We start from the raw sequence: 12,407 nt of genomic DNA on the forward strand, positions 1-12,407 counted from the left end.
GTCCTGGCCGATACCGCCGACGGACGATATGGATCGCTCATCTTTTCACTTTGGTGCTGGGCCTTATGCTCTCGGCCCTGTTCAATCGTGCTGTACTGGCCGAACGCGGCCTAACGGTCGATGATATGTTCGCCCTGGAGGATATCGGCCGGGTCATGTTCGACCCGGCCGGAACGCGGATTGTCTTCGAGCGGCTCGGGCCCTATGGGCAAGCTCCAAGTTTCGGGCGCGAACTGTTGGCCGGCAAAGACCGCTCCCATATTTTTGTGGCTGATCTCACACAGTCCCAGTCGGTTCGGCCGCTCTTCCCGCAGGAGCGGAATACAGGATATTGGCTTGGGCCCGCGTCACCGGACGGGACGCAGATCGTTCTGTTCTGGATTGCAAACGGAGCTGTCGGAACCGGGGTTTATGATTTTGGGACGGAGAGGTTAAAGACGCTCCCTCTCACCCCGGAGCTACTTCATTACGGGCAATCCCCCATCTGGATTTCTGATCATGTGCTGATCTATCTGGCCCTGCCGGACGGGCAGCAGCCGTTCTGGGCCTCATCCGTGCGCAAGATGGCGGACGAGCTGCCCGGGTTGTGGCGTCATGCAGAGCGGGGAGATATGGCAACGGCGAGCGTTCTCGCCAGTGGGGATGCTCTCCCGGACGCCGCCCCGGAGGCCGAGCATCTGCTTCTGCGCGTGGATCTCCAGAGCGGCACGGTCACCAGGATAGACCGCGGCTCTTTCACGGCCCCGGCGCTTGCCCCGGATGGGCGTCACCTGGCCGTCCTGAAGCTCCAGCCCCCGGCTGTTCAAGACCGGCGCCTGCGGCTTCTCGAGCCCCATCCCATGCTGGCTAGTCGAGACCCGGAGCTGATGATTTATCCCTTGGCTGGAAGCAAACAGGCTCCAATCACCTGTGATGCGGCATATCCGCTTGCCGGCACGCTCGCCTGGTCCACCGATGGCCGCAAGCTCGCCTTTCTCTCAAGGTCAGCGGACGGTCGGGCCATAGAAGACCAGCCTCCGGATCAACAGGATCGGCAGGTCATGATGGTCAATGTTCCGAGCCGCAGCTGCCGGAGGATCCCGCATGATGGTTTGCGCTTCAGGGACGGATTTGGCAAATATCTCGATCAGCCCAAGATCCTTTGGCTCGGTGACCGGATTGCAATCGAGGCCCTCTCAAAAGAAACTGCCCGCCCCCTGCATGAAGATCTGCCCCCGCATGAAAAAACGGCGGCCCGGACGGACTCTCCGGACTGGTATCTTCTGCGTGGGGACCTGCCGCCGCTCAATCTGACGGAGCGTTTTGCCGCCTCCCGGCTTCGGCCGCTCGCCGCCACAAAGGGCGGGCTTATCATGCTGGCTGAAGGGAAGTTATGGCGGATCTCCCCTGACGGTGACCGTCATCCTGTGACGGCCACCGCTGGGTCCGCCTTGACGCCCTGGGAGGAGCCGCTCTCGGGGCTCCAGTTGCCGGACTTTGCCTCGCAGCATCGCCTGTCCATGATTGCAACCCGCGAGACGGGGGAACAGAGACTGCTCGTTCTCGATCCGGCGACCCGTCAAACCATCCCGGGCGGCGTGATATCCCGGGAGGATCGGATCCTTGCGGTCTCCTTGCAGAGAGGAACAGCCATTCTCCGCAGAGAGAGCACGGACGGCAGCCGGCTGATGGTCCTCCCAGCTGCCGGGGAGGCGAGGGCACTCCTCCATTTCAACCGCCATCTTGCGGATGTGGCGGACAGCCAGCCGATCCCCATCCGCTATGCCCGCAAAGACAAACCCGCCGCAGAGCTTTCGGGATGGCTTCTTCTGCCGTCCGGACACAAGGTGGGAGTGCGGCATCCTTTGATCGTCATTGTCTACCCGGGAGCGGTCTGGACCGGAGGCTGGCCCTGGAAGAGATCAAGCATCAGTCCGTTCAATCCCTATCTCCTGACCGCCAAAGGCTATGCCGTGCTCTATCCGAGCATTCCTCTTGGTCCCCCGGGACAGGCTGGCGATCCCTTGATGGGATTGGCGGAGACGGTGCTGCCCGCGGTCGAGCGCAGCATAGAGCTCGGATCTGTAGATCCCGAACGTCTGGGATTGTTCGGTCAAAGTTATGGCGGCTATGGCGTCCTCGGCCTCCTGTCCGAGAGCGACCGCTTCAAGGCTGCCGTGGCTGCGGCGGCCCCCGTCAATCTTCTGAGTGCCTATGGGCAGTTTGATCCGCGCTTTGATCGTACCGGACGCCCGGAGCTGTTCATGGATCTGCCAAGATGGGCGGAGGCCGATCAGGGGCGCATGGGAGTGCCGCCCTGGGATGATGCAGAGCGCTATCTCCGCAACAGCCCGCTCTTTTACGTGGAACGGATCAGGACACCACTGATGCTGATCCAGGGGGACCGGGATTTCATCCCGGTCAGCCAGGGCGAGGAAATGTTCTCGGCCCTTTACCGGCTGCAGAAAACGGCCCTGTTCGTGCGTTATTGGGGGGAAGGCCATGTCCTGACGAGCCCGGCCAATATCCGGGACTTCTGGGACCGCCTGTTCGACTGGTATGATCGCTATCTCAACCCTTGATCTCGCCTGTTTGTCCTCAAGGATCCCAGGCGCTCTTTGCCAGGGCTTCCCGGCTCATCCGTCAGGGTCGGGGGAGAACCCTCTTCCTGGCTTCTCTGCTGCAGCCGCCAGAGCTCCCGATAAACGCCCTTGCGGGCCAGGAGGACTTCATGAGTTCCACGTTCGACGATCCGCCCCTGATCGAAAACCAGAATCTCATCAGCCTGCAGGATGGTCTGCAGGCGATGGGCGATGATCAGATATGTCGTCGTCCTGCGAGACTCAGCAATCAAGGTCCGGAGGATTTTCTGCTCGGTTCCACTGTCGAGGGCCGATGTCGCTTCATCGCACACCCAGATCCGGGGGCGCGTCAGGGCCGCCCGGGCAATGGCGATCCGCTGTTTCTCCCCACCAGAGAGTTTAAGGCCACGCTCACCGACGATGGTGTCATAGCCCTCAGGCAGCTGCAGGATGACATCATGAATATGGGCCTGTCGTGCGGCCTCCTCGATCTCGGCCTGATTGCTTCCCGGCCGGCCGAAGGCGATGTTCCGGGCAATCGTATCATGAAACAGCAGGATGTCCTGAGGGACGATGGCGATCGCGCCCCGGAGCTCCCGGAGAGACAGCTCCACGATCGGGATGTCATTCAGGAGGATGCGGCCGGCATCTGGATCGAGGAGGCGCAGCAGCAAGCGCGCGACCGTTGATTTGCCCGATCCGCTCGCTCCAACAAGGGCAATGGTCGCACCAGGCCGCGCCTTGAAACTCACCTCTCTCAGAGTTGGCTCTGCAGGAGAGCAGGCGGATCCATGATAGGAAAAACTGACATTTTCGAAACGGACCTCCAGACCACCGTCCGCCAGCGCCTGCTGGGGACCGCGGGACTGGGCTTCGCCACTCTGGCGCAACAGGCTGATCAGGTTTTCAATAAAAGCCATGCCCTGGGTCATATCGCGGGCGGCGATGCCGAGCATTTCAAGCGGCTTCAGGGTCTGCAGGAGATAGCTGTTGACGAGGATGAAATCGCCGAGGGTCATGCGACCGGAACGGACCTCATGACCCGCGTATAGGAGGCTTGCGGCGAGAGACAGCGTCAGGACGACGGCCACAAGACACCCATTCAAGGTTCTCTGCCGGAAAAAGCAGCGCCATGACTGCTCGATGCCGCGGAGCGCGCCGTCATAGCGGGCTTCGATCTGAGGCCCGGCATTGAAGCTTTTGATCGTCTCCTGATTGAGAAGGCTGTCCGTCAGGAGTGCGCTTGCTGCAACATGGGACCTTGAGATCGCGCGGGCAGGCCCTGCAATGTGACGGAGGCCGAGCCCGAAGGCGAGCCCATAGCTCGCGGCCGCAAGAGCGAGGATCAGCAGGATCCCCGCATGGCCGAAATGCATGAGGATGAGGCCCATCATCACAAGCTCGATGAGCACGGGGAGGGCAGAGAACATCACATGCTGAAGGGTCAGGCGATAGCCAAGAAGGCCGTTCTCCAGGATGCGGCCCATAGCCCCTGTCTGCTGGTCGAGATGAAAGCGAAGGGGAAGGGCGAGCAGATGGGCAAAAAGGCGCTGGCTCAAACGACGCAGAATGCCTTGTTCCGCGCTGGCATGAACAGAGCTTTTGAGCTCAGCCAAAGCGCGCATCAGCCCGAGGGCCAGAACATAGGCAGATAACAGCAGAAGGAGACCATCCGGTTCCCGTCGACTGAAACCATCGACCATCAGCTTGAGCAGGACCGGCGCGAGGATCCCAAGCAGGGATGAGGCGAGGACCAGCAGAAGCGCAATCCCGAGCTTCTGTCGTGACCCGGGGTCACTCGCCTGCCATAAAATGCTCAGCGCCTCGGTGAGGGGAAAAAATTTGGGAGGCGCGTCCCCCTGCAGCCTTTGTTTAGACGTGTCCATCTTCACGGTCTGGCCCCGGTCCCGGTTCTCGCCCCGGATCGCTCCCAGGATCTGAGCCAGGCTTCCGTCGCCAGCAGTTTGAAAAAGCGCGGAATTGTTTCGGGGCGCTGCAGACGGCTTATGGTCAGATAATCCCGAAGGCCCTGGCGGTCGATGAGATCCTGCTCGACGAGGATGCCCTCGAGCAGAAAGGCCCGGGCAGTCTCGAAATTCTCCTCTGCCATCCGGGCGAAATGACGCATGGTGCCGCCTTTGGAGCGACGCGTCAGAATTTCCCGGGGGACTGCGCCGCGAAAGGCGGCCCGCGCCAGCGCCCGGCCTTGCCCGCCCCTGGCGAGAATATAGGATGGGGTCTTGAGGACGAATTCAAGAAGCGGTTGCGACAGCAGGGGATGGATCAGGTCGGCGACCTCAGATCGCGGGGAGGTCTCGTGGCGATGCAGGACTTTGGACAGGGCTGCAATCTGATAGGCTTTCCCCGGGGGCAGTCTGGCGGCCGTCTTGAGCCAGGGATGGGTCATATAGTCAGGCGGAATGGCCTCCCGGACATCGGCTCGGAGATATGGAAATGCGTCACGGTCCTCGCGCGGTTGGGCACCCCGGGGACGGCGGCGGAGGCCCTCAAGAAGGGTGGTTTTCAGAACCGAACTATAGGGCTCTCCGGTCCAGACTGCGACATCATGCATGACACGGAACAGGGCCGACGTCAGGCCATGGGCCCGGGCATAATCCGCGGCGATGAGCGCGGTCGGCATCTGGTAGAAAAGATGATCGCCACCTTCGCCGGATAGAAAGGCCTCGGCCCCTCGCGCCTGTGCGATGTTACATTCACAGATTTGTGTAGGGGTGCCGAAGACGCTGCCTTCGGGCGCCATGGTCAGGGGATGGTTGGCAAGAAGGGACGCGAAGGCTGAGGTCTCCGGCATGGCGATTTCGATCAGTTCTCTGTCTGCCTGGACTGCGGCCAGCCGGGCGAAGATCCGTTCATCGCCATCGGAGGCGGCCGTCCTGTAGTTCAGGCAGGTGACGGTCAACTTTTCTGCAGGGGGGAGACAGGCCAGCACGATGGCGGAATCGAGCCCGCCGGAGAGGTTATGGATCACCTTTGCATAAACTGAGGCCCAGGCAGTGACACAGTCGCGAACGGTCTGTTGCATGCGCTCTGCGGCTTCTTCGAATCCCTCGAGAGACGCTGTCCTGGAAATCTGGGCGGGGTCCCACCAGGTTTCCGTCTCGAGCCCGGTTCCGCTCAAGCGATGACCTTCCCCCGGCAAGAGTTCCGTGATCCCGGTGAGACCGGTCTCTCGGATGACGAGTTCTGGAACGGTCAGGTTAGCGGCGAGATACCGCCAGTTGATCACGGGACGGAGGAGCTCGAGTGACAGAAGATCCTCAGGATCGGAAAAATAGACATGGAGCCCTCCAGATTGCCGGTGAAAACAGGGCAGCTGGCCTGCCGGGTCACGGACGACGGACTGGCTGGTTGCGTCCGAGAAAAAGCCGACATAGCGACCCCAGCAGGATGGGATCAGCGTCTCACGGCTCAAGCTCTCGACCAGGGGATCGGTCTCTGCCAGAAGTTTGCCGCTTTGCCGCAGAAACAGGGTCCCGATCAGAACGCCGCTTTTGAAGCAATAGGCCCGGGCATGTCCGGGCACGCCCGTCGCCTGAAGAACCCGCATGCCGATTGTGTCATGGACAGAAACCCATCCAGGGCACCCGGCCATCAGATTTTCTGCGAGAGCGCGAGCTCTCTCACCCTCGGCCCTGTCAGTCCAGAGAAAGGCAATGAACCGCGGCATGATCTCAGACCGCCAGAATGGGGCTGTAGTGACGGACCTGATCGAGGCGATCATTGAAGACATATCCATTGCCTTGAATCCAGCAATGGGCCTCGAAGGGAAACATGGTCACACCGAAAACCCAGGTGGGGTAAAGACGATATCGGCTCAGAAATTCAAGCAAAGCGAGAGAGTCAAAGAGGCAAAGATAGCGACGCTTGTGGAACGGGCGCAGTTTGTTAAAAATCCTCACAAGGAGCCGCGCCGTCTCGAGATGGTCGCGGGCCTCGGGCTGTGCGGCCTTGCGAGTTCTGACCGTCTCCACAATCTCCTCCATGGAACAATGCTCCAGCATCCGTTTGGCCTGGCGCGACGCCAGAAAGAAGTTCAGAAAATCCCGGGGACTTGCCAGAGGTCCGGGCACTGCCGGATCGGACAGGAGATCATGGGAGGGGGTCTCAATATCTGCATCAATGCGGCCTGCCTGCTCGCCAACACATGCGAGCAGGCCGCGTTCGCGCAGGCGATGGACCAAAGCGAGAGTTTCTCTATCGGGGACTACTGACGTTGATCGGCACGGATCTGTCTCATCTCTCCGGACATGCAGCAGCGGGCATAGCTGTTTCGTATCTGATGGCCGGAGGCTGCAATAGCGATCAGACTTCAAATCCAGGAAGACGAGGCATTCGCCTGACAGGCAGGCATGAACCCCGGGGGACAGAAAATATGTCATCGCTTGTCTCTGGTCTGAGAAAAAGAGTCGGATCTGAGAAAAAGAGGATGCGTGGTTTTTGGTTCGCCACGCATCCCCGATCCTGAAAGCCGGGGACGGAAACATCCGGCCTGTCAGGCTGTTTCAGAACAAAAGTGCTTCAGAACAGCGGCAGAAGCGGATTATCCTGTTCCGCGGCGGCGGCGCCACCACCTTTGGTTTCTTCGGACACGGCACCGAGATCGATAATCCTGTCTTCTTCATAGACTGCGTTCGATTCCATAATGATCTCCTGTTGTCTTCGGGGGATATGCCACCTTCTGTGGCACCTATCAGAATAGGGAAAATCCTTTTTGCCCGCTTCCGCCTGTTCGGACGCGCCCGAATGCGGGATTGACAGGACCGACATCAAGCACCCGTTCATATCTTCAGGAGGCCGAGGGCCACGGCGCGCGCCACAGCCATGCTGCGGTTGCTGACATTGAGTTTATGAAAAATCGTCTTGCTGTAAGAGCGCACGGTATGCTGACTGATGCCGAGAATAATGCCGATTTCAAAGGAGGATTTTCCGGCCGCGATCCAGTGGAGGCACTCCCGCTCACGCCTGGTGAGCAGCAGACCTGGTCTTGCCTGATGTCCGACGCCGATCATGGTGACATAGGCGGCATGAAAAACCGCGGCATAAAACCCAAACCGGCCGAGATGATGATCAAGTGAGATCCCATCGGAATCTGTTGCAAAAGACAGAATGGCAGCCGGCCCATGGGGGCCGGGCAGTGGCACGGTCATACCCTGTTTCAAACCGGCCTCCTGCGCCTCAGCCAGCAGGCGCCGCTCGATCCTGCTGAGCTGTTTGATATGGGGAAGCCATCGCCAGAGATAGGGGGCGCCGATCTCCGCACTATGGGTGAGGATCGGATCGATCGCCTGATAGCCCTGGGCAAAATAACGGGCGCTCCAATCTGCAGGACAACGCAGCAGGATGGCCGGGGCGGGATAGGCGGAGGGCCCATACTGCTCATGCTGGTTGAGCGCCATATAGGCAAGCCAGGCGAAACCCGCCTTCCGGGCCGCCACCTCCAGGATGTGGAAGAGATCGGCAGGCTGCTTGGCCTTGCGAATATGAGTGACGAAGGTCTGGGCATCCATGCTCCGGCCCCGACAAAGACAAGCCTGGCAAAGACAACAATGGAAGGACATGCAGTCACGTTCACTGACTTTGATAGTAGGCCTCGATCTCCCGTCTGGTTGTCTCCGATAAGGCATCCCTGGCGGGCCAGGGTCCTTGCGTGGCTTTGAAAAGCATCGCCGGATCCTGTCCCTCGTAGCCCCCAAGATTGGGACGATGAATGCGATAGCCAATGAGATCCCGCAAAGCTTCCGGGAAGGTTTGTGCAATCGCCGGCGGATAGGCCAGATATTGGTTTTCATATTGCCGGAGCCAGCCGAGACAATAGCTCGCGATCAGGCCGGTGCGCGGATGGGGACTGCGGTTGGCCCCGCCGCAATGGGTGAGGGAACCGAGGAAAACCAGCGCCGAGCCCCGCGGCATTTCGGCCATGACTATCTCGGTCGGATCAATGCTGCGGTCGAGATCGTGAAGCTGGCTCCCCGGCCAGAGGCAGGTGGCGCCGTTCTCCGCCGTGAAATCGTCGAGCGCCCAGATGACATTGATCAGGTGCTCGACGCCGTCTTTTCGGCACGGCCACATTTCCTCGTCACGGTGCGGAACCTGCTGCCGTTCGCCGGGATGAATGCGAACGGCCTGAGTGAGATTGAGCTGATAGTGATCGCAGTGGGGCCCGAGCACCGCATTTATGAGATCGAGCATGAGCTCGTGCAAAATAAGTTGTCGGGACGTCGGCGATTTATTCAGCAGCGATCCGAACCGCGTCGTCCTCCAGCCATAGAAATCGCCCTGGCAACGCGGTGTGGCCGCAAACCAGGGTTCAAGTTCGGCCGCTACCCTGTCGATCACGGGCTGGCTCACCACATGCTTCAAAATCACATAGCCCTGCGCATGTAAATGATCGAGAGCCGTCAAGGTTTGTCCCGCTCTGATATTGCTCATTTCCGTCATTTCCGACCTCCTGCAAGATCGCAGAGCAGACTGTCAGGCGAGGTTGCTCCGATCCCGCCTGGCATGGATCCCATAACAAGGATTCAACCAATACAGTCAACCCAAGGCTGGTGATTTCAGAGAGTTCACGCCACTGCGCGGTCCGGCATCATGCGGAATCGTGTCACAGGTCCCGGGATGCCATGTCTGTCGCGCACTGTCTTGAGCCCGTCCGGAGTAATCTCCGCGGCCACAGCCGTGATTTCATCATCGCCATCAGGTCGGGAACGGCCGAGGACCCGCACGTCCCATCCGGCATCGAGGGTGAGCGGCAAAAGAGCACGGGCGGCGACGAAGGTGACCTGATCAAGGCCGAACAGCAAGCCCACCTCGAGAATACCGGCGATGATCTGCCACAACTGATCATGGCGGTCCTGTCGCATGGTGAGCGACGGGTTCACACAGAAGCGCGAAGCTTCCCAGATGGTCGGTCCGCGTGGCACGGAAACCTCACAGAGATCGGCAAAGAGATCCGACATCAGATGGCGTTGTACTGTGGGCAGCAGACGGGCTGAGCCGAGGATCATGCCGGTTCGAGGCTCTTCGGACAGCAGATAGATGCTGTCCGGTCGGTCATAGGCATCAATCTCGAGGCCCCCTGGAGCCGCGAGAGGCCATTGCAACCGATCGACAAAGACAGCTTTGCGCTGACGATGCATGGCCGTCAGCTCACGTTCGTGCAGGCTGCGGTTTTCCTCCGTCACAATCAGGATCATGGCCCTGTCCCCCTGGTTGAAATATCCAGGCGCAGTGTGCGGGAAACTTGCGGGAGATGCCCATTGAGCCGATCGGACCAATTGCAGCTATCGCCGAGCCGCCGCAGACTAGTGGCCTCTCTGCGCAGCCGTCGAGACTGTTTTAGTCAAGGCGCGGGGCTCTTGGTGATTTTGTCTTCACTCGAATGACATCGCCGAAGGAAATATGATGCTGGAACAGGGCCTCGACGACTGCCTGCGTTCGGCTCGCCACACCGAGACGCTGCTTGGCGCGTTCCATATGATTATGGGCTGTGCGTTCGCTGATACCGAGGATCTGGCCAATAATCCAGTCACTCTTGCCCTGGCCAGCAAGCTCGAGGCATTGCCGCTCGCGGCGGCTCAACCGCGTCTCGGGGAGGGCATGTTCTACTACCGGCATCAGGGTTTCATGGAGATAGGCGGCCATCAGTCGGGCTGCGCTGTAACTCGCGGCATCGATATGCAGTGAATCCGGAACCAGAGAACAGGAGGCGGGCAGGGCCATGGGAGCGTGGAGCGGGATCGTGTAACCCTGAGACAAACCGAGGCTTGCAGCCTCTGCGAGAATGTCGCGCTGCAGCGGAGTGAGGCTGTTGTGAAAGGCCGACTCATTCCAGAAGAAGGGACGGGCCGTGCGGTCGGCGTGACGGAAGATCGGGTCAATGCGCTCGAGTTTCCGGGCGCTGAACATCTCCACCCAGGACGGCGGGTAGTTCAACAGGACAACGGCGCCGTCTGGCGGGGCGAGGGGATCCACATGGGAGCAGAGAGCAAAATGGGAGAAGCCCAAAGTTTCAATAGCCCGGACAAAGGCCGTTGCCAGAGTGTCACGCGTCTGACCAGGCTCGCAAATCTCGATAAATTCCTGCGCGACATCGAATGGATGCATGTCTCCCCCAACCCTTCCGAGTAAAGCTATGCACAACCCACAGAGATAGACTTATTGATTTAGATAAAAATAGCGAGTCAAAAATCATGCCATGCAAACATGGATTGCCATTCTGGCATCCTGTCCATCAGGGACCTTGACGGATCAGGAGATGTGCAAATGCCTCCACAGACCCCGCGCTACAAAAGCCTTCTGTCCCTTGAGGAGTGCGCGCTCCTTCTGATTGACGGGCCTTTTGACGTCAAGGACAGGCATGACGCTGCGACGCCCTCAGCCGGTCTCGCGATTTTGCTTGAGACCGCCTATCTCCATGAGGTGCCGGTCCTGGTCACGTCCATGGTCGCGGACAGAGCACATGCGGAGAGCCGGTTCGGACAGACTACCTCCGTGATTGTCCACGCGCAGGCGAACCCTCTCGACAATGCCCTGGTTTGCGAGACCCTCGCCACATTCGCACGCAGACGCCTCCTGATCGGCGGTGGTCATGTCAACACCTGCCTGGTTTTCGCGGCCTTGAGCGCCCTTGAGCTCGGATATGATGTCTATCTCCTGCACGACCTGTGCTGTGAGGCGGCTTCGGACATGGCTGTCACGCGGATGCTGCAGGCGGGCGCAGTGCCGGTCAGCGTGCCTCAGGTGATCTGCGAATGGCAGCGGCATTTCGCTCCGATGCGGTCAGCTGTGTCCTAGCGGCCCCGGCTCTGTCCAGCGTCAGGCATTGGACGGATTTCGCTGTAGATCGCTTCTATCTCATTAACTTCCTGACCGGTCAGGCCTGCGAATCCCCGTTCACGGGCTCGCCTCGAGAGCAATCCGTCATTCTGGCACAGAAAGCGGAACAACAGGTCCGTGAGTCTGTCCGGCATGTCGACGAGACCCGACACACGCTTTTTGAACTGGTCATAGCATTTCAGGAACGCCGTCTCCATCGGCAGGTCAAACTCGACCGTGTGGGCGATGCAGGCGAACAGGAACTCCGCCTGGAGTGTGGCGTCGAAGAAGCGATAATAGTCAGCCGTTTCGTTCAGAACCTCGATATTGCCGCGATCCGTGGGTCGCCAATGGATCAGCGGCAGCAACCGCCTCGAATAGCTTTCGAGAGCCCGCCGATAGTCATCGATCCGTTCGAGAATGACGGCAGACACAGGAAACACCAGGCCAGACGGATTGAAGCCGCGTTCTGCAAGAACATGGTGGATCATATAGCGATGCAGTCGCCCGTTTCCGTCTTCAAGGGGATGACTGTAAACGAAGCCGGACGAAGGCATAGGCCCCTTTCGCTGCGTCAGGCAGATCGAGCCGCTCCGCGAGCAGCTACTCATAGAGAAACCAGATGCGCCGCGCATAGGCTCCGGTGGGAGCCGCCCGGCCGATATCCGCGATGGGCTCCGGACCGGTCGCGCGGAACAGGGCTTTGAACGCACCGAGGTCAAGCCCTTCATAGGGGAGCGCAAATGTCAGGTGAGCCGAGAGATCCTCGGCTGGCTGGTGGCGGAGCGTATAAACTCGCTAGCCATCACTCTCGTAGACCTTATGCCAAGAACCAAAAGCCGCCAGCATCCGGGGGAGGGGGACGGGCAGTTCATAGGCGTCGATGAGCGCCGCATATCCGGCGGAGCTCGCCTCTTCAGGGAGCCAGCGGCCCTGAAAACGGTCCCTGTTGCCCCGGACGCATGAAATTTGCGGCCATCCTTTGCAAAAATAGTTTCTTGCAAAGGATGG

The 12,407-nt window shown here is 59.9% G+C and carries 11 protein-coding genes; 2 read left to right on the forward strand and 9 right to left on the reverse strand.

Going from position 1 to position 12,407, the window contains the following annotated elements:
- Positions 1–65 precede the first annotated feature (65 nt).
- The gene (locus NYP16_RS06855; protein ID WP_274943377.1) at positions 66–2,561 is read left to right on the forward strand and encodes a S9 family peptidase; all 2,496 of its coding nucleotides are present in this window, start codon (positions 66–68) and stop codon (positions 2,559–2,561) included.
- Here NYP16_RS06855 and NYP16_RS06860 read toward each other — a convergent pair.
- The 8 genes from NYP16_RS06860 to NYP16_RS06895 form a co-directional block, all read right to left on the reverse strand.
- Complete coding sequence (locus tag NYP16_RS06860; RefSeq protein WP_274943378.1) at positions 2,546–4,447, reverse strand: ATP-binding cassette domain-containing protein; 1,902 nt, start codon at positions 4,445–4,447, stop codon at positions 2,546–2,548. The genes NYP16_RS06855 and NYP16_RS06860 overlap by 16 nt on opposite strands.
- Positions 4,448–4,449: 2 nt before the next feature.
- The gene (locus tag NYP16_RS06865; RefSeq protein ID WP_274943379.1) at positions 4,450–6,129 is read right to left on the reverse strand and encodes an asparagine synthase-related protein; all 1,680 of its coding nucleotides are present in this window, start codon (positions 6,127–6,129) and stop codon (positions 4,450–4,452) included.
- 124 nt (positions 6,130–6,253) lie between these two features.
- Positions 6,254–7,066 (reverse strand): lasso peptide biosynthesis B2 protein, encoded by an 813-nt coding sequence (locus NYP16_RS14610; protein WP_429913143.1) that lies wholly within the window; start codon positions 7,064–7,066, stop codon positions 6,254–6,256.
- 34 nt (positions 7,067–7,100) lie between these two features.
- Entirely contained in the window at positions 7,101–7,223 is a 123-nt protein-coding gene (locus NYP16_RS06875; protein ID WP_274943381.1) for a benenodin family lasso peptide, read from the reverse strand.
- A 137-nt stretch (positions 7,224–7,360) separates the two neighbouring features.
- The gene (locus NYP16_RS06880; RefSeq protein ID WP_274943382.1) at positions 7,361–8,089 is read right to left on the reverse strand and encodes a LuxR family transcriptional regulator; all 729 of its coding nucleotides are present in this window, start codon (positions 8,087–8,089) and stop codon (positions 7,361–7,363) included.
- A gap of 61 nt (positions 8,090–8,150) precedes the next feature.
- Positions 8,151–9,020, reverse strand: coding sequence for a phytanoyl-CoA dioxygenase family protein (locus NYP16_RS06885; RefSeq protein ID WP_274943383.1), 870 nt, complete (start codon positions 9,018–9,020; stop codon positions 8,151–8,153).
- Between the two features lie 125 nt (positions 9,021–9,145).
- Positions 9,146–9,775: an acyl-homoserine-lactone synthase gene (locus NYP16_RS06890; RefSeq protein ID WP_274943384.1), complete on the reverse strand. Its 630-nt coding sequence runs from the start codon at positions 9,773–9,775 to the stop codon at positions 9,146–9,148.
- A 142-nt stretch (positions 9,776–9,917) separates the two neighbouring features.
- Positions 9,918–10,685, reverse strand: a complete 768-nt coding sequence (locus NYP16_RS06895) for a LuxR family transcriptional regulator (RefSeq protein ID WP_274943385.1) — start codon at positions 10,683–10,685, stop codon at positions 9,918–9,920.
- 159 nt (positions 10,686–10,844) lie between these two features.
- Here NYP16_RS06895 and NYP16_RS06900 point away from each other — a divergent pair, with 159 nt between their 5' ends.
- Positions 10,845–11,375 carry an isochorismatase family protein gene (locus tag NYP16_RS06900; RefSeq protein WP_274943386.1) on the forward strand — a complete coding sequence of 177 codons (531 nt, stop codon included), beginning with the start codon at positions 10,845–10,847 and terminating at the stop codon, positions 11,373–11,375.
- Here NYP16_RS06900 and NYP16_RS14615 read toward each other — a convergent pair.
- The gene (locus NYP16_RS14615) at positions 11,372–11,953 is read right to left on the reverse strand and encodes a Fic family protein (RefSeq protein WP_274943387.1); all 582 of its coding nucleotides are present in this window, start codon (positions 11,951–11,953) and stop codon (positions 11,372–11,374) included. The two genes, NYP16_RS06900 and NYP16_RS14615, sit on opposite strands and share 4 nt — an antisense overlap.
- Positions 11,954–12,407: the final 454 nt, after the last annotated feature.

The organism is Govania unica, assembly GCF_027920805.1.
Classification (GTDB): Bacteria; Pseudomonadota; Alphaproteobacteria; order Sphingomonadales; family Govanellaceae; genus Govanella; species Govanella unica.

What these genes read in the sequence shown, in the direction of transcription:
- NYP16_RS06855 (WP_274943377.1), top strand. Translation starts at nt 66, where the DNA reads ATGCTCTCGGCCCTGTTCAATCGTGCTGTACTGGCCGAACGCGGCCTA.
- NYP16_RS06860 (WP_274943378.1), bottom strand. Translation starts at nt 4,447, where the DNA reads ATGGACACGTCTAAACAAAGGCTGCAGGGGGACGCGCCTCCCAAATTT.
- NYP16_RS06865 (WP_274943379.1), bottom strand. Translation starts at nt 6,129, where the DNA reads ATGCGGGTTCTTCAGGCGACGGGCGTGCCCGGACATGCCCGGGCCTAT.
- NYP16_RS14610 (WP_429913143.1), bottom strand. Translation starts at nt 7,066, where the DNA reads ATGTTTCCGTCCCCGGCTTTCAGGATCGGGGATGCGTGGCGAACCAAA.
- NYP16_RS06875 (WP_274943381.1), bottom strand. Translation starts at nt 7,223, where the DNA reads ATGGAATCGAACGCAGTCTATGAAGAAGACAGGATTATCGATCTCGGT.
- NYP16_RS06880 (WP_274943382.1), bottom strand. Translation starts at nt 8,089, where the DNA reads ATGGATGCCCAGACCTTCGTCACTCATATTCGCAAGGCCAAGCAGCCT.
- NYP16_RS06885 (WP_274943383.1), bottom strand. Translation starts at nt 9,020, where the DNA reads ATGACGGAAATGAGCAATATCAGAGCGGGACAAACCTTGACGGCTCTC.
- NYP16_RS06890 (WP_274943384.1), bottom strand. Translation starts at nt 9,775, where the DNA reads ATGATCCTGATTGTGACGGAGGAAAACCGCAGCCTGCACGAACGTGAG.
- NYP16_RS06895 (WP_274943385.1), bottom strand. Translation starts at nt 10,685, where the DNA reads ATGCATCCATTCGATGTCGCGCAGGAATTTATCGAGATTTGCGAGCCT.
- NYP16_RS06900 (WP_274943386.1), top strand. Translation starts at nt 10,845, where the DNA reads ATGCCTCCACAGACCCCGCGCTACAAAAGCCTTCTGTCCCTTGAGGAG.
- NYP16_RS14615 (WP_274943387.1), bottom strand. Translation starts at nt 11,953, where the DNA reads ATGCCTTCGTCCGGCTTCGTTTACAGTCATCCCCTTGAAGACGGAAAC.